We start from the raw sequence: 16,745 nt of genomic DNA on the forward strand, positions 1-16,745 counted from the left end.
GACCGATCGGCGGCCGGCCACCGTCCCTTCTTCGCCTCTTCAGCGTGCCTTCACCCTTCAAGCAGCGCGACGACCTCGTCGAGCGTCGGGGCGTGCGCGCCCGTATGCCGGCACGCGGCGGCGCCGGCCGCCACCGCGAACGCGAGATGCTCGCGCCAGCCGCGCCGCGGCGCGGCCATCAGGCTGAACAGCAGGCCGCCGATCGACGCGTCGCCCGCGCCGACGGTGTCGGCCACCTCGACGCGCGGCGGGCTGGCTTCGTGCACGTCGCCGTCCGCATGGAGCGTGGCCGCCTGCGCGCCGCGCGTGACGAGCACGGCCGCCCGCGGGTTCAGCGCGCGCACCGCCGCGATCGCGTCGGGGCCATCGCCGCCGAACAGGTGCCGCAGGTCTTCGTCGGACACCTTGATCAGGTCGGCGAGGGCGGCCATCTTCTCCAGCGTCGGCCGGTACGCGGCCGTCATCAGGTTCCGCACGTTCGGGTCGAAGCTGATCTTCACGCCGCGCGCACGCAGGTCGGCCGCGAGCGCGGCCAGCGTGCTCGCGAGCGGTTCGCGCACGAGGCTGATGCAGCCGAAATGCGCCCATTTCACGTGATCGGTCCAGCCGGCCGGCAGCCGTGCCGGATCGAACGCGAGATCGGCGCTCGCTTCGCCGATGAAGAAGTACGCGGGCGGGCGCGTCTCGTGGACGATCGCGAGCAGCGGCGGCCGCGCGACGCGCTGCAGGAAGCGCAGGTCGAGGCCGGCCGCTTCGCTCGCGCGCCACAGCACGTCGGAGAAGCAGTCTTCGCCGATCGCGCCGGCGAGCGCGCTCGGCACGCCGAGCCGCGCGACCGCGCGCGCGACGTTCCAGCCGGCGCCGCCCGGCACCGACGTCCACTGCGCGTCGCCCGCGCGCACCATGTCGGTCAGGATGTCGCCCGCCGACACGAAAGCCGGAAACGTGCCGCCGCTCATTGCGTCGGCTCGCTGCGTTGCGCACGCGCGAGGGTCGCGAGCACGTCGTAGCAGGCGCCCATCGTGTGATAGTCGGTCTTGCCGGCCGGGCTTTTCTCGTCGCTGTACTTGCGGTTGTCGCAGGTGAGGATCCGGTACCACGCGCCGTAGCGGTGATCGACGAAGTGCGCCCAGCTGTAGCGCCAGATCTCGTCGTACCAGTCCCAGAAACGCTCGCTGCCGGTGCGCACGCCGAGCATCGCGGCCGCCGCGAAGGTCTCCGCCTGCACCCAGAAATACTTGTTGTGGTCGCAGATCGTGAAGTCCGGGCCGAAGCCGTAGCAGAGGCCGCCGTGATCGGCGTCCCATGCGTGCGTGAGCGCCGCGTCGAACAGCTCGGTCGCGCGCGGCACGAGCCAGTCGAGCGGGCGGTGCCGCTCGAGGATCAGCAGCAGCTTCGCCCATTCGGTCTGGTGCCCGGGCTGGAAGCCCCACGGGCGGAAGATGTTCGAGCTGTCTTCCTTGTTGTAGTCCCAGTCGACCGACCAGTCCGCATGGTAGTGCTCCCACACGAGCCCGCCCGACAGCGCGGCCTGGCGCTGCGTGATGTGGGTGGCGAGCTTTTCCGCGCGATCGAGGTACGTGAGGTGGCCGGTCGCCTCGTAGGCGGCGAGCAGCGCTTCCGTCATGTGCATGTTCGCGTTCTGGCCGCGATACGTCGATACGTTCCAGTTCGGCGTCGCGTCGTCCGCATAGAGGCCCGCGGCCGCATCCCAGAAGCGGTGCTCGGCGAGCTCGTAGGTGGCCGCGATCAGCGGGCGCGCTTCGTCGATGCCGGCCATCGTCGCGTGGGCGGCCGCGAGCAGCACGAACGCGAGGCCGTAGCAGTGGCGCGTGCCGTCGAGCGTCGCGCGCTTCGCGCCGTCGCGCCAGTCGAGCTCCTAGTCGTAGCCCTGCAGCGCGTCGTCCCAGTGCGCGTCGCGCAGGAAGCGCAGCCCGTGGCGCGCGTATTCCAGGTGGCGCGGATCGCCGAAATGCCGGTACGCCATCGCGTAGTTGAAGACGAACCGGCAACTGCTGACGAGATGGCGGGACGTGCGGTTGTAGATGCTGCCGTCGTCGCGGAAGTAGTGGTAGAAGCCGCCCGTCGGGTCGAATGCGTTGGCCGCGTAGAAGCGCAGCGTGTCTTCGACGTGCGACAGCAGGAACGACGGATCGCGGAAGCTCGCGACGAACGGTGCGGCTGGCGCGTGGCCGGCCGGCGCGGCGGCGCGGGGTTGGACCGGAGGCATGTTCATGATTCTTGGACCGTGGCGGTATCGAGTGCCGGGGAGCCGGCGGGCTGGCTGCTGGCCCGCACGATCAGCTCGACGGGCAGGGAAATCTCGGTGCGCTCGGGCGCTTCGGCGAGCAGCAGCTCGACGCCGCGGCGGCCCAGCGCTTCCTTGTCGACCGCGAGCGTCGTGAGCGGCGGGCTCGCGTGCGCGGCGGCCGGGATGTCGTCGAAGCCGACGATCGCGATGTCGTCCGGAATCCGCAGCCCGCGCGCGATGCACACGCGCTGCGCGGCCAGCGCGGCCGCGTCGTTGTACGCGAACACGGCTTCGGGCCGCGGGCCCGGCGCGTCGAGCAGTTGCTCCATCGCACGCGCGGCGCCCGTGTCGGGGTCGAGCCCGGCGTCGATCGTCACTTCGTACGCGGGATCGAACAGCCGCCCGGCTTCGAAGAACGCGCGCCGATAGCCGATCGCGCGCTGCGCGATGCTGTAGTGCGCGGCCGAGCCGCCGATGAAGGCGATCCGCGAGCGGCCGGTGGCGAGCAGGTGGCGCATCGCGAGCGCCGCGCCGGTCGCGTTGTCGATGTTGACCGAGCGCAGCCCGGGCGCCCACAGGTCGATCAGCACGAGCGGCCGGCCGGTGGCGGCGAGCGCCTCGATCGTCTCGGGCTCGATGAAGCCGGCGACCGCGATTGCGTCGGGCGCGTGCGGGCGCATCTGGCGCAGCACGTCGTCGTTCGGGCCGACCGTGAGCAGCGTCGGCACGATGCCGCGCTCGCGGCACGCGTCCTCGACGCCGTGCAGCACGTGCGAGAAGAACGGGCTCGCGGGAAAGCGGTTGTGCTGCCGATGCAGCAGGAAAGTGAGCCGGCGGATGCGCGGCCGCAGCTGGGCGGGATCGTAGCCGAGCTGCTGCGCGATCCCGACGATGCGCGCGCGCGTGGCTTCGGACAGGCCGGGCTGGTTTTTCAGCGCGCGGGAGACGGTGCCGATCGAAACCTCAGCCGCCCGCGCCACATCGCGAATGGTCGTACCCATCGTTCGGGGTCCGGTTTGTTTAGGGTGGAGGCGATTGTATAGTAAAACGTGTCGCGGAATTCGGGCCGGATAACCGGGGAATACCCGCAAATAGCGGATTTTTAAGCGCTAATCTGCGAAAACACCGTTACTAAAAATACTAAACAAAACGCGAAAAAGGCAAGGTGGGCGTGCGGGTGTCCGGCGGTGCCGACGCAGCGCCGCAAAATGGATAGTCGGATCGCGGGCCGGGGCGAGCGTGGGCGGGCGCCGTGGCCGTGACCGATGACGATGAGAGGCCGTTGCGCGACAGCCGAACGTTGCAGCGGCCGGGCATCGCCCCCGTCGCACGGTGCACCGGTTTTCCGTGCGTCGCGAGCGACCGTCCGTCGTTCAGCCGGCCGCCACCGCCACGGCCGGCGGTTCGCCGCGATGCCGCAGCGCGGCGCGGCCGGCATCGAGATCGACGACCGCGAGCCCGTCCGGCTGCTGCTTCGCCCGCCGCTTCGCGAGCGCGGCGACCGACGCGATCTCGTCGCTGCCGTAGCGTTTCGCGCCGTGCGCGCCGGCCGGCACGCCGACCGCGCCGATCGCCATCGTCACGAAGCCGAAGAACGCCGGGTTGCCGTGGCGGTCCTCGCCATGCAGCCCGCCCGCCTGCCGGTCGGCCTGCGTGTAGAAGAGCCGCGCGCCGTCGTTGAAGCGCGCGATCGCGTCGGCGGCGCGCTCGCGCCAGTCGTCGCGCTGGAACAGCACCAGGAAATCGTCGCCGCCGACATGGCCGAGAAAGTCGCGCTGCGGGTCGCATACGCCGGCCAGCACGGTCGCGGCGAACTTCAGCACTTCGTCGCCTTGCCAGTAGCCGTACTGGTCGTTGAACGGCTTGAACTGGTTCAGGTCGACGTAGCACGCATGAAAGCCGGCGTCGCGCTGGAGCAGGCGGTCGATGTGCGCGCTGATCGGGATGTTGCCGGGAAGGAAGGTCAGCGGATTCGCGTAGCGCGCGGCCTCGATGCGCATTTCGGTCACCGTGCGCACCAGGCTCTCGCCGGTGCCGAGCCCGACATAGCGGCCGTGTTCGGTGATCACGAAGCCGTCCGCGAGATAGCGCTGGTCGTGGCTCGCGAGCAGCAGCGCGAGTTGCTCGAAGGTCGTCGCGTTGTCGATCATCAGCGGCGCATCGTTCGCGAACTGCAGGCACGGCTTCTTCCCGAACACCTCGCGGTGATACGGCAGCGCGAAACGGTCGATGAAGCCGCGACGATTGACGAGCGCGACGGGCCGCCCGCGCTCGACGAGCGCGACCGCGTGCAGGTCGGGCATCCGGTTGAACAGGTCGAGCACGTCGTTGCTGGTCGCGTCGCGCGGCAGCGCCGGGGCGGGCACGAGCATCTTCCCGGCGATCGTGCCGGCCGGCCGCACCGCGCGCGTCATGCCGGGAAACACCGCGATGTGCGGCGCGCGGATCGCGTCGCGCGCGGCCGGCGCGACCACCCGCGACGGCTGCGCGTTCGGCCGGCCGAGCAGGAAGCCCTGCACGCAGCAGATGCCCATGTCGCGCACGACGATCAGGTCGCATTCGTTCTCGATGCCTTCCGCGATCAGCTTCGCGCCGCTCGCCTGCGCGAAGTGCTGCATCGCCTTCACGGCCTCGAACTTGAGCGGGTCGCGCGCGATGTCGTGGATGAAGAAGCGGTCGATCTTCACGAGGTCCGGGTGCAGGCGCAGCCACAGGTTCATGCTCGCGTTCGCGGTGCCGTAGTCGTCGAGCGCGAACTGGATGCCGGCGTCGCGCAGCGACGCGACCGCCGGCCCGATGTCCGCGAGATCGGGAATCGCGTTCTGCTCGGTGAGCTCGATCACGATGCGTTCGGCGCCGATGTGCGCGCGGCCGAGGAACTGGCATGCGCGCTCGCGTTCGCTGGCGAGCGTGAGGATGGTGCCCGCGCTGAAATTGAGGAACAGCTTGCCATCGCAGCCGAGCGCCGCGAACGCGTCGAGGCAGGCGAGCGCGGCCGCCCGTTCGAGCGCGATGGTTTCGCCTTCGCGCGCGGCCTGCGCGAACAGCGCGGCGGGCGGCTCGAGGTCGGTGCCGCGCGGGCCGCGGATCAGCCCTTCGTAACCGACGACCGTCCCCGACCCGAGGTCGACGATCGGCTGGAAGACGGCGGCGAGCGCGCGATCCGCGATCAGGCGCGAGGTGCGGGTGGCGGCGGAACCGGAGTGGGGCGCGGGCATGGGCGAGGGCAGCCGAATCGACGGGACGTCCGGCTTAACGGCATCGCGCGCGGAGAATTGAATGAAGATTTCGTGACATGACCGGCGTTGCCGGTGCATCGCGCCGGATGCGCGTCGGGGCGTGGCCGGAAGTGGCGAGGGACCGAAAACGGGGGGGCGATGAGCGGTAGGCGGAAAGCGGAAAGCGGAAAGCGGAAAGCGGAAAGCCGCCCGCGGCGGCCATCGCGCCCCCGGACGCGTCAGCGCTTGCCCGCGCTCAGCGCGCCGGATGCGGCCGTCGCGCCGCCCTCGTCGTGCTCGCCGCTCGTGTCGCGCGCGCCCCAGCGCTGCGCGAGCGCCGCGCACGCCATCAGCTGGATCTGGTGAAACAGCATCAGCGGCAGCACGATCGCGCCGACCGCGTTCGCCGAGAAGATCACCTTCGCCATCGGCACGCCGGCCGCGAGGCTCTTCTTCGATCCGCAGAAGATGATCGTGATCTGGTCGGCACGGTTGAAGCCGAGCCGCTTGCTGACGAACGCGGTCAGCAGCAGCGCGATCGCGAGCAGCACGAGGTTGACGACGAGCAGGCCGCCGAGCGCGCGCGGCGGAATCTGGTGCCACAGCCCCTCGTTGACGGCCTCGCTGAACGCGACGTAGACGACCAGCAGGATCGAGCCCTGGTCGACGAAGCGCAGCACGCCGCGATTGCGGTCGATCCAGCCGCCGATCACGGGCCGCAGCAACTGGCCGGCGATGAACGGCACGAGCAGTTGCATCACGATGCTGCCGACGGTGCTCCACGGCGACGCGGCCGCGGCCGACTGCGACGTGATCATCAGCCCGACGAGCGCCGGTGTGACGAAGATCCCGAGCAGGCTCGACGCGGAGGCCGCGCACACGGCGGCCGGCACGTTGCCCTTCGCGATCGAAGTGAACGCGATCGACGACTGGACCGTCGACGGCAGCGTGCAGAGGAACAGCACGCCCGCGTACAGCGTCGGCGTGACGAGCGGCTGCAGCACGGGTTTCAGCGCGAGGCCGAGCAGCGGGAACAGCGCGAACGTGCTGAGCAGCACGAGCGCGTGCAGTCGCCAGTGCGTCGCGCCCGCGACGACGGCTTCGCGCGACAGTTTGGCGCCATGCAGGAAAAACAGCAGGCCGACGGCGATGTTGGTGGCCCAGTTGAACGCATGGGCGGCCGGGCCGCGGCACGGCACGAGGCTCGCGAGTACGACGGTGCCGACGAGCGCGAGCGTGAAGTTGTCGGGAAGAAAACGGGGACGGGCCATCGGGAACTCGATTCGGAAACGACGAAGGCGCGCGTCGCGCGCGCGGATGGCGTTATTGTCCCGGTTGACGATTCACTACACAAATTCATTGTGCGAATCGATTGATGAATCAGTGGCATGCAACGGCGGCCGCCGTACGAGTCGCGGCGGCGGCCAAAACCGCGGAAGAACGTTCCGTCGCGATCGCGCCCGGAAGTGAAAAAACCTAGCAGTAACATGGTGTTACACCGATGCCGGCGACATAACACTTTTTGGCTCGACACGCTTTCCCCCCGCTCATAAATTACTGCTGAAAGCCTTGGGTCGGCCGAAAGGAGCCGACGGCGGGCGTCGATGGGCACGGAACGATGACGGAACGGGTGAAACGGAAGATCGGACGATGGGTGGCAGGCGTGCTCGGCACGCTGCTGATGCCGCTCGCGCTCGCCCAGCCTCCCCACGGCGGTCACGGGTTCGGCAGCCACGGCTTCGGCGGCGGCGACATGCGCGCGTACGGTCAGCCCGCCGGCGGCGCGCCGGTGTGGCGTCGCGTGCCGCCGTCTGCCGGCGTGCGTCCCGGCGGCGTGAGCGGCGCCGGCTCCCGCTGGGGGCTGCGCCCGACACCGTCGTACGGCCATTACGCCGCGCAAAGCCCGTATCGGCCGATCAACGCCGAAGTCCGCCAGATGCCGCGCCCGCCGGGCGGCGGCAACGTCCCGCTGCGAGCCGGCTCGATCCGCGCCGACGTCGCGCGCTACAACGAGGAGCGCGGCGGCCGCCCGATGCCGCCGCCCCGCTCGCAGGAAGAGCCTGCGCACTCGCCGTTTTTCTCCCCGTTCTACCGAAACTGAGCGCCCCGGCGCTCGTCCCCTTGCCGGCTGATGCGAATTCGCCACAGTCGCGCGCAGATTCCCGCTGATTTTCCCGCCGCATTGCGCTATCTTTCGCGCCCGGCACGCCATGCCGCGCCGCCGCCCGCCCGTGCGACCGCGTTCGTGCCGGGCCGCCGCCGTGCGTGCGGCCATGGATACCTGCCGCGAAGTTAATGCCGACGCTATACCCGCAATAAGCGTGCGCAATTTTGACCGGACGAATGATCCGTAAAGATGGCTGCGCCCCATACGACGCAAGCACTCGGCTCCATACAACAACGCTCGCGCCACTTATCGACTATTCGACAAAACCTGGAGATCCCATGAAAGCATTCGCCCGCCGTGCGTCGCGCACGTCCGTCAAGCTGATCGCCGCAGCCGCCTGCGTGGCGGCTGCCGCACCCGTCCATGCGCAGTCGAGCGTCTCGCTCTACGGGCAGGTTGACGAATGGGTCGGCGCCACCAAGTTCCCGGGCGGCGATCGCGCGTGGAACGTGTCGGGCGGCGGCATGTCGACGTCGTACTGGGGCCTGCACGGCGCCGAGGACCTCGGCAGCGGCTACAAGGCGATCTTCACGCTGGAGAGTTTCTTCCGTGCGCAGAACGGCCAGTACGGCCGCTTCCAGGGCGACACGTTCTTCGCGCGCAACGCGTACGTCGGCATCAGCTCGCCGTACGGCACGGTGACGGCGGGCCGCCTGACGACGCACCTGTTCCTGTCGACGATCCTGTTCAACCCGTTCTACGACTCGTACACCTTCTCGCCGATGGTGTATCACGTGTTCCTCGGCCTCGGCACGTTCCCGACCTATCCGAGCGACCAGGGCGCGGTGGGCGATTCGGGCTGGAACAACGCGCTGGGTTACACGTCGCCTTCGTTCGGGGGCCTGAACTTCGGCGCGATGTACGCGCTCGGCAACCAGGCCGGCGACAACCGTTCGAAGAAGTGGAGCGCGCAGTTCAACTACGCGAACGGCCCGTTCGCGGCGACCGCCGTGTATCAGTACGTGAACTTCAACAACGGCCCGCAGGACCTGAGCGCGCTCGTGACCGGCATGAAGAGCCAGGGCATCGCGCTGGTCGGCGCCACCTACGACCTGAAGCTCGTGAAGCTGTTCGGCCAGTACATGTATACGAAGAACGACCAGGTCGCGGGCAGCTGGCACGTGAACACCGCGCAGGGCGGCGTGTCGGTGCCGATCGGCGTGGGCAATGCGATGGCGTCGTATGCGTACTCGCGCGACGCGGGCGGCCTCGACCAGACGCGCCAGACCTGGGCCGTCGGCTACGACTATCCGCTGTCCAAGCGCACCGACGTCTACGCGGCCTACATGAACGATCACATCAGCGGCCTGTCGACCGGCAACACGTTCGGCGCCGGCATCCGCGCGAAGTTCTGACGCGCACGCGCGATCGGTGCGCCGGCCGCGCGTCAATCGCGCGTTTCGGCTGCATGTTTTCCTGCCCGTCATTTTCAGTCCGAAGCGGCGCCGCCACCCGCGGCGCCGTTTTGCCTTTCTTGACCTTTCTGTTTCCCCGCCTTTGTTACCCTATCTCGTAATTGGTCGATTTCCCGGGATTGCGAGCTAGTTCGATGGATACCCTCGTCAGCATGAATGTGTTTCGCTACGTCGTCGAAGTGGGCAGCTTCGTCGGCGCGGCGGAGCGCATGCAGATGTCGGCGGCGATGGCGAGCAAGCACGTGATGCACCTCGAGCAGCAGCTCGGCGCGCGGCTGCTGCATCGCACGACACGACGCGTCGCGCCGACCGAGGCGGGACGCGAATACTACGAGCGCCTCGTGCAGGCGCTGTCCGAACTCGACGAGGCCGGGCAGGCCGTCGGCGCCGCGAGCGTGGTGCCGCAGGGCCGGCTGCGCGTGACGTCGCTGTCCGCGTTCGGGCTGCGGCACGTGATGCAGGCCGTCACCGATTATGCGGGCCGGTTCCCGGACGTGACCGTCGACATGACGCTGTCCGATCGCGTGGTCGACCTGATCGAGGAAGGCTACGACGTCGCGGTGCGCGCGGCGCCGAACGGATTGAAATCGTCGTCGCTGGTCGCGCGCCAGATCGCGACCGCGCACATCCTGCTGGTCGCGTCGCCCGCATATCTGGAGAAGCACGGCACGCCCCGGACGATCGCCGATCTCGCGGATCACAACTACCTGCGGCGCGATTCGAATTCGACGATGCTCGATTCGCTGGTGATCGACGCGGCCGCCGCGTCGCGCGTGAGCCTGAACGGCAACCTGATCGTGAACCATCTCGAAGGGCTGCGCGCGGCCGTGCTCGCCGGCGCGGGCATCGCGCTGCTCGGCACCGAAGTGGTCGGCGACGACATCGAAGCGGGCCGGCTCGTGCCGGTGCTGCTCGATTCGGTGCCGCCGCACGAGGCGCCGATCTATGCGGTGTACGCGAGCCGTCGTCACGTGTCCGCGAAGGTGCGCTCGTTCGTCGACTTCCTCGCCGCGCGTTTTGAAGGGCAGTCGCTGTGCCCGTCGATCGAATCGCGTCTGCGCGTGCTGCCGATCACGCGGATGAAGCGCGCGGGCTGAGCCGCATCGTTCCGCCGCGGCGGGGCAATAAAAAAGCGCGAACCGCTGCGGTTCGCGCTTTTTTCGTTGGGGCGACGATCTCGCGCCGATGGCGGCCGATGGCGGCCACCACGGCCGCCGCATCCGTCAGCGCGGGATGCCGAGCCGCGCCTTCGCGTCGTCGTACTCGCGCTTGAGCCGCTCGACGAGCGCAGCCACGCTCGGCAGATCGTCCATCAGACCGACGCCCTGGCCGGCGCCCCAGATGTCCTTCCATGCCTTGGTCTTGTCGCTGCCGAAATTCATCTTGGTCTTGTCGGATTCCGGCAGCGCGTCCGGATCGAGGCCGGCCTTCTCGATGCTCTCGCGGATGTAGTTGCCGTGCACGCCCGTGAAGAGGTTCGTGTAGATGATGTCCGACGATTTCGCGTTCAGGATCGCGTGCTTGTAGTCGTCGATCGCGTGCGCTTCCTGCGTCGCGATGAAACGCGTGCCCATGTACGCGAAGTCGGCGCCCATCGCCTGCGCGGCGAGGATCGAGCCGCCGTTCGCGATCGAGCCGGACAGCACGATCGGGCCGTCGAAGATCTTGCGGACTTCGCCGACCAGCGCGAACGGCGACGTCGTGCCCGCGTGGCCGCCGGCGCCGGCCGCGACGAGGATCAGCCCGTCGACGCCCGCTTCGAGCGCCTTCTGCGCGTGGCGCAGGTTGATCACGTCGTGCAGCACGATGCCGCCGTAGCCGTGCACCGCATCGACGATCTCGCGCGCCGGCGCGCGCAGGCTCGTGATGAAGATCGGCACCTTGTGCTCGACGCACACGCGCACGTCGTGCTCGAGCCGTGCATTCGACTGGTGGACGATCTGATTGACCGCGATCGGGCCGATCACCGCGTCGGGATGTTTCGCCTTGTGCTCGGCGAGTTCCGACTGGATTTGCGTGAGCCACTCGTCGAGCAGTTCGGCCGGGCGCGCATTGAGCGCGGGGAACGAACCGACGATGCCCGCCTTGCATTGCGCGAGCACGAGTTCGGGGTAGCTGACGATGAACATCGGCGACGCGATGACGGGGAGCGTCAGGTTCTGCAGGACGGTGGGCAATGCCATGTGATGTCTCCAGTCTCCGGGGGCGTGGCGGTCGAACGGTGATTCGAGTGTAGCCGCGGAACGCATTCGGTCATATTAATACGAACGGTCGTGCGATTCTACGCGAGCTTAGCAAAAGGCGCGGTGGGCCGGCAATCGAGTGAGTGTTCTCTTTCTACGGTTTCGGGCGGTGACCTCGCTGTGAAGACGCGCCGCCACTTTTAAAATAGCCGCCATAACAAACCAACGAGAAACAAACCATGTCGTTTGACGCGTTTGCATCGTTTCGCGTGACGGTGCAGGACACCGACATCTTCGGTGTCAAAGGAGGCGCGGGGCCGCCGCTGCTGTTGCTGCATGGCCATCCGCAGACCCACATGATCTGGCATCGCGTTGCCGCGACGCTCGCGAATCACTTCACGGTGATCGCCACCGACCTGCGCGGCTACGGCGCATCGGGCCGGCCGCCGAGCGACGCGCGCCACGCGCCGTATTCGAAACGGGCGATGGCGGCGGACCAGGTCGCCGTGATGCGGCACTTCGGCTTCGAGCATTTCCATGTGTGCGCGCACGATCGCGGCGCGCGGGTCGCGCACCGGCTCGCGCTCGATCATGCGGATGCCGTCGAGCGGATGATGCTGCTCGACATCGCGCCGACGCTCGCGATGTACGAGAAAACCGATCGCGCGTTCGCGACCGCGTATTTCCACTGGTTCTTCCTGATCCAGCCCGAGCCGCTGCCCGAGACGCTGATCGGCGCGCACACCGATGCGTACATCGAACGCGTGATGGGCAACCGCTCGGCCGGGCTCGCGCCGTTCGCGCCCGAGGCGCTCGACGCGTACCGGGCGGCGCTCGCGCAGCCGGGCGCCGTGCATGCGATGTGCGAGGACTACCGCGCGTCGGCGACGATCGATCTCGAGCACGACCGTGCGGACCTCGAACGCGGCAACAAGGTCGCGTGCCCGCTGCGCGTGCTGTGGGGCGAGCACGGGGTCGTCGGCCGCTGCTTCGATCCGCTCGACGAATGGCGGCGCGTCGCGCGCGACGTCAGCGGCCGCGCGCTCGACTGCGGGCACTACATTGCGGAAGAGGCGCCGGCCGCGCTGATCGACGAACTGCTCGCGTTCTTCGAGGCGCGCGACCCAGCCGCGTGACGGTGCGTGCGGGCGTGCCGCCCGCGGTTCAGTGGTGTGCGTCGCCGGCGGCTCGGCGGTATGCGCCGCCAGTGGCTCGGCGGTGTGCGCCGCCAGCGGCTCGGCGGTGTGCGCCGCCAGCGGCTTAGCGGCGCGCGTGGTCGTCTTCGACGAGCGGCGGCAGGCGGCGCGGCACGGGCGTCGATTTCACGATCGCGGTGCTCGTCTCCGCGCGCTCCGTCACCTTCGACAGGATGTCGTCGAGGTGCTCGATCGTGCGCAGGTAGAGCCGGCAGATGAAGCAGTCGTCGCCGGTGACCTTGTCGCATTCGACGAATTCCGGAATCCGCCGCAGCAACTCCTCGACCAGATGCAACTGGCCCGGCAGCGGCTTCACGCGGACGATCGCCTGCAGCGTATAGCCGAGCGCGCGCGGGTCGAGCTCGACGGTGAATGCGGCGATCACGCCTTGCGCCTCGAGCCGCCGCACGCGGTCGGCCGTGGCGGGCGCCGACAGTCCGATCTGCCGGGCGAGTTCGCTGGTCGCGATGCGTGCGTCGTCGGCCAGCGCGGCGACGATCGCGCGGTCGGTCGCGTCGAGCGACGCGACGGCGGGCGGGGAAAGGCGTTTCGGCATGGTTGCCTTGGTTTCGAAGGTGAATCGGCTGATTCGCTTCAGTTTAGCCGTGGTTGTGGCGAAGGCAAGTTTCTAGAATCGAAGTCATCCCCTCTCTTCAACGGAATCCATGATGGCCACGAATGAAATTCGCCGCGGCGCCGCCGAGATGATCGTCGCGATGCTGATGTCCGGCACGATCGGCTGGCTCGTGATGTCGTCGCAGCAGCCGCTGACCAATGTCGTGTTCTTCCGCTGCGTATTCGGCACGGCGACGCTCGCGATCGTCTGCGCGGCGTTCGGCTTCCTGCGCCGCTCGCTGTTCTCGCCGCGGATGCTCGTGCTCGTGACGCTCGGCAGCCTCGCGATCGTCGCGAACTGGCTGCTGCTTTTCGCCGCCTATTCGCGTGCGTCGATCTCGATGGCGACCGCCGTCTACAACACGCAGCCGTTCATGCTGGTCGCGCTCGGCGCGATCGTGTTCCGCGAACGGATCACCGCGTCGACGGTCGCGTGGCTCGTGCTCGCGTTTGCCGGGCTCGTGTTCGTGGTGCGCGTCGAGCCGGCCGTGCTCGCCGTGCCCGGCGCATATCTGGAAGGCGTCGCGCTGTCGCTCGGCGCGGCGTTCCTGTATGCGATCTCGTCGATCATCACGAAGCACCTGAAGGGCACGCCGCCGCATCTGCTCGCGCTGCTGCAGGTCGGCCTCGGCATCCTGCTGCTCGCGCCGTTCGCGCACTTCGACACGTTGCCGGCGACGGCCGGGCAATGGGCCGACCTGATCGTGCTCGGCATCGTCAACACGGGGCTGATGTACGTGCTGCTGTACGGCGCGGTGCAGAAGCTGCCGACCGCGATGACGGGCGCGCTGTCGTTCGTCTATCCGGTCGTCGCGATCGCCGTCGATCGCATCGCGTTCGGGCAGACGCTCGCGTGGACGCAGATGTTCGGCGCGCTGCTGATCCTGCTCGCGGCGGCCGGCGTGAACCTCGGTTGGCGCATCGTGCCCGCGCGTCGCGAGGCGGTCGGTAACTGATACGGTCGGACGATTCGGCGCGGCTGCGCGGTCGCGCCGCGGCGCGCCGACTGCGCGTGTCGGGAACGGCGATTGCGCGCGAGAGGGCGTCGCGCGCGGCCGCGAAAAGCGCGGCAGGAAGTTGTAGGGAAACACCCGATGCGATGCGGCCGCGTCGCTCGTATGATGCGGGCTGTGACGTTGATCACGTTCACAGGATTCCGATCTCGACGCCGTTCGCCCGTGAGGCTGAACGGCTTTTTTTATGTCTCGCTGCCCGCGATCAGGCGCCGCCGCGCGTCGAGCTGCGCGAGCAGCGCGCGTCTCGCGTCGTCGTCCGACGTACGCCATCCCTTGATCTCGCCGCGCGTGCGCAGGCAGCCCGCGCACCAGTCGGTGCGCGGATCGATCCGGCAGACGTCGGTGCACGGCGACGCGACCGTCGCGACCGGCATCGTCGCGTCGCTCATGCGGGCTCCCGCAACGCGACGTCCGCGACGGGCGCGCCCGTCAGCGACACGAGCTCGTGCGGCGACAGGTTGAACACCGCGTGCGGATGGCCGGCGGCGGCCCACAGGCTGTCGAGCGCGAGCAGGTCGGCGTCGATCAGCGTGACGGGTTCGACCAGATGGCCGATCGGGCAGACGCCGCCGATCGCGTAGCCGGTGTTGTCGCGCACGAACTTCGCATCGGCGCGGCCGACCGGGCCGACCTGCGCGGCGACCTTCCTTTCGTCGACGCGGTTGACGCCGCTCGCGACGACGAGCACGGGCGCGTCGTCGGCCTGCCGGCGAAACAGGATCGACTTCGCGATCTGCGCGACCGAGCAGCCGAGCCCGGCCGCGGCCTCGGCCGACGTCTTGCCGGTTTCGGCGAGCATCACGATGCCTTTCGCATGGCCGCGCTCGCGCAGCAGCAGCGCGACGCGTCGCGCGGAGTCGGGCAGGGAATCGAATGAAGCGGGTGTCGTCATGTTGGAGAATCCGTGGAGTGGCGCAGTCAGACGCAGTTCGCGGCGTCGGCCGCGCTCTGCGCCTTGGCGAGCAGTGCACGACCGGCGCGCGACACGTTCGCGCGGCCGATCGCGTTCGAGATGAAGTCGCCGGCGGCGACGACCTGCGCGAGATCGATGCCGGTCTCGATGCCGAGGCCCTGCATCAGGTACAGCACGTCCTCGGTCGCGACGTTGCCGGTCGCGCCTTTCGCGTACGGGCAGCCGCCGAGGCCCGCGACCGACGCGTGGAAGATCTCGATTCCTTCGAACAGCGCCGCGTAGATGTTCGCGAGCGCCTGGCCGTAGGTATCGTGGAAATGGCCCGACAGGCGTTCGCGCGGGAACACGCGCGTCACCGCCGCGAGCACTTCGCGCGTGCGCTTCGGCGTGCCGACGCCGATCGTGTCGGCGATGTCGATCTCGTCGCAGCCGAGCGCGGCGAACCGCTCGACGACGTCGACCACCGACGCCACCGGCACCTCGCCCTGGTACGGGCAGCCGAGCGCGCACGACACGCTGCCGCGCAGCCGCAGGCCCGCATCCTTCGCGGCCTTCGCGACGGGCTCGAAGCGCGCGATGCTCTCCGCGATGCTGCAGTTGATGTTCCGCTGCGAGAACGCCTCGCTCGCCGCGCCGAAGATCACGACTTCGTCCGCGCGGGCGGCGAGCGCATGCTCGAAGCCCTTCAGGTTCGGCGTGAGCACCGAGTACACGGTGCCCGCGCGGCGCTCGATGCCGGCCATCACGTCGGCGCCGTCGGCCATCTGCGGCACCCATTTCGGCGACACGAACGACGCGGCCTCGACGTTGCGAAAACCGGCGCGCGACAGCCGGTCGACGAGCGCGATCTTCACGTCGGTCGGCACGAAGGTCTTCTCGTTCTGCAGGCCGTCGCGCGGGCCGACTTCGACGATCTTGACGGCGGTGGGGAACGTCATGGTTGTCTCCTGGTTTCTCTTTGTGGCGGAATTCAGTAGCCGCGTGCGTAGTCGACGATGCCGCTGACGGGCGCGCCGCGCTCGAACGCGCGGATCTTGCCGGCGATCTGCTCGACGGCTTCCGCGCGCAGCGTCTCGGCCGAGCTGTGCGGCGTGATCGTGACGCGCGGCGCGCGCCAGAACGGATGGTCGTCCGGCAGCGGTTCGTGCTGGAACACGTCCAGCGTGGCCGCGGCGACCTGGCCGCTCGCGAGCGCGTCGAGCAGGTCGGCTTCGACGAGATGCGCGCCGCGCGCGACGTTGACGACGTATGCGCCGCGCGCGAGCCGCGCGAATGCGCGCGCCGACAGGATGCCGTCGGTGTCGCGCGTGCTCGGCAGCAGATTGACGAGCACTTTCGCGCCGTCGATGCACGCGTCGAACGCGCCGTCGCCGGCGAACGTGGTGACGCCGTCGAGCTGCTTCACGCTGCGGCTATAGCCGCGCACCGGCAGGCCGAGTGCGGCGAGCGCGCGGGCGACCTGCGCGCCGAGCACGCCGAGCCCGAGGACGGCGACGGTGAAGCTTGCGCGCGCGTGCGGTTCGAGCGGCTGCCAGCGGCGTTCGCGCTGGAGCAGGTCGTATTCGTCGAAGCGGCGCAGGTAGCGCAGCACCGCGTGCGTCACGTATTCGACCATCTGCCGCGCCATGCCCGAATCTTCGAGCCGCACCAGCGGCACGTGCGCGGGCAGCGTGCCTGGATGGGCGTGCTCGAGCGCGAGCAGCGCATCGACGCCCGCGCCGAGGTTGAAGATCGCGCGCAGGCCGTCGCGCGGCGTGAAGAACTCGCGCGG

15 protein-coding genes and 1 pseudogene are annotated in these 16,745 nt (G+C 69.0%); 5 read left to right on the forward strand and 11 right to left on the reverse strand.

The annotated features are described in order from the left end of the window. Window positions 1–50: 50 nt before the first annotated feature. The 5 genes and pseudogenes from LGN10_RS29590 to LGN10_RS29610 form a co-directional block, all read right to left on the reverse strand. The gene (locus tag LGN10_RS29590) at window positions 51–959 is read right to left on the reverse strand and encodes a carbohydrate kinase family protein (protein WP_226225901.1); all 909 of its coding nucleotides are present in this window, start codon (window positions 957–959) and stop codon (window positions 51–53) included. Continuing rightward, a pseudogene (locus LGN10_RS29595) lies at window positions 956–2,236 on the reverse strand (AGE family epimerase/isomerase). The gene LGN10_RS29590 and the pseudogene LGN10_RS29595 overlap by 4 nt, the downstream one beginning before the upstream one ends. Further along, window positions 2,233–3,252 carry a LacI family DNA-binding transcriptional regulator gene (locus tag LGN10_RS29600; RefSeq protein WP_059576424.1) on the reverse strand — a complete coding sequence of 340 codons (1,020 nt, stop codon included), beginning with the start codon at window positions 3,250–3,252 and terminating at the stop codon, window positions 2,233–2,235. Before LGN10_RS29600 ends, LGN10_RS29595 begins: the two are co-directional and overlap by 4 nt. Window positions 3,253–3,624: 372 nt before the next feature. Beyond that, entirely contained in the window at window positions 3,625–5,469 is a 1,845-nt protein-coding gene (locus tag LGN10_RS29605; protein ID WP_060010414.1) for an EAL domain-containing protein, read from the reverse strand. A gap of 239 nt (window positions 5,470–5,708) precedes the next feature. Next, window positions 5,709–6,740: a bile acid:sodium symporter family protein gene (locus LGN10_RS29610; protein ID WP_059641254.1), complete on the reverse strand. Its 1,032-nt coding sequence runs from the start codon at window positions 6,738–6,740 to the stop codon at window positions 5,709–5,711. A gap of 347 nt (window positions 6,741–7,087) precedes the next feature. Between LGN10_RS29610 and LGN10_RS29615 the strand changes: the two genes are divergently transcribed. The 3 genes from LGN10_RS29615 to LGN10_RS29625 all read left to right on the forward strand — a co-directional run bounded on the left by LGN10_RS29615 (window position 7,088) and on the right by LGN10_RS29625 (window position 10,148). Next, a complete protein-coding gene (locus LGN10_RS29615; RefSeq protein WP_060317111.1) occupies window positions 7,088–7,570 on the forward strand; it encodes a hypothetical protein in 483 nt (160 codons plus the stop codon). 344 nt (window positions 7,571–7,914) lie between these two features. Then, complete coding sequence (locus LGN10_RS29620) at window positions 7,915–8,991, forward strand: porin (RefSeq protein WP_059641258.1); 1,077 nt, start codon at window positions 7,915–7,917, stop codon at window positions 8,989–8,991. Window positions 8,992–9,185: 194 nt separating this feature from the next. Continuing rightward, window positions 9,186–10,148, forward strand: a complete 963-nt coding sequence (locus LGN10_RS29625; protein ID WP_060966567.1) for a LysR family transcriptional regulator — start codon at window positions 9,186–9,188, stop codon at window positions 10,146–10,148. 126 nt (window positions 10,149–10,274) lie between these two features. Here the strand turns inward: LGN10_RS29625 and LGN10_RS29630 are convergent, their stop codons facing one another. After that, window positions 10,275–11,234, reverse strand: a complete 960-nt coding sequence (locus LGN10_RS29630; protein ID WP_059576442.1) for an NAD(P)H-dependent flavin oxidoreductase — start codon at window positions 11,232–11,234, stop codon at window positions 10,275–10,277. A gap of 239 nt (window positions 11,235–11,473) precedes the next feature. On the opposite strand from LGN10_RS29630, the gene LGN10_RS29635 reads away from it, so the two are divergent. Then, on the forward strand, window positions 11,474–12,370 hold the full coding sequence (locus tag LGN10_RS29635; protein ID WP_060966569.1) for an alpha/beta fold hydrolase: 897 nt from the start codon (window positions 11,474–11,476) through the stop codon (window positions 12,368–12,370). A gap of 124 nt (window positions 12,371–12,494) precedes the next feature. Here the strand turns inward: LGN10_RS29635 and LGN10_RS29640 are convergent, their stop codons facing one another. Further along, on the reverse strand, window positions 12,495–12,986 hold the full coding sequence (locus LGN10_RS29640; RefSeq protein WP_059576448.1) for an Lrp/AsnC family transcriptional regulator: 492 nt from the start codon (window positions 12,984–12,986) through the stop codon (window positions 12,495–12,497). Between the two features lie 112 nt (window positions 12,987–13,098). Between LGN10_RS29640 and LGN10_RS29645 the strand changes: the two genes are divergently transcribed. Then, window positions 13,099–14,001 (forward strand): DMT family transporter, encoded by a 903-nt coding sequence (locus LGN10_RS29645; protein ID WP_226225902.1) that lies wholly within the window; start codon window positions 13,099–13,101, stop codon window positions 13,999–14,001. A gap of 242 nt (window positions 14,002–14,243) precedes the next feature. Here the strand turns inward: LGN10_RS29645 and LGN10_RS29650 are convergent, their stop codons facing one another. From LGN10_RS29650 to LGN10_RS29665, 4 genes are all read right to left on the reverse strand, one after another. Next, window positions 14,244–14,450: a DUF1289 domain-containing protein gene (locus LGN10_RS29650; RefSeq protein WP_060317100.1), complete on the reverse strand. Its 207-nt coding sequence runs from the start codon at window positions 14,448–14,450 to the stop codon at window positions 14,244–14,246. Next, a complete protein-coding gene (locus LGN10_RS29655; protein WP_059641268.1) occupies window positions 14,447–14,953 on the reverse strand; it encodes a YbaK/EbsC family protein in 507 nt (168 codons plus the stop codon). Before LGN10_RS29655 ends, LGN10_RS29650 begins: the two co-directional genes overlap by 4 nt. A 26-nt stretch (window positions 14,954–14,979) precedes the next feature. After that, window positions 14,980–15,912, reverse strand: a complete 933-nt coding sequence (locus LGN10_RS29660; RefSeq protein WP_059641270.1) for a hydroxymethylglutaryl-CoA lyase — start codon at window positions 15,910–15,912, stop codon at window positions 14,980–14,982. 32 nt (window positions 15,913–15,944) lie between these two features. Beyond that, window positions 15,945–16,745 (reverse strand): 2-hydroxyacid dehydrogenase (locus LGN10_RS29665; protein WP_226225903.1); only part of this gene is annotated, 801 nt, incomplete at its 5' end.

The sequence above is a fragment of the Burkholderia sp. AU32262 genome (assembly GCF_020419985.1).
GTDB lineage: Bacteria > Pseudomonadota > Gammaproteobacteria > Burkholderiales > Burkholderiaceae > Burkholderia > Burkholderia semiarida.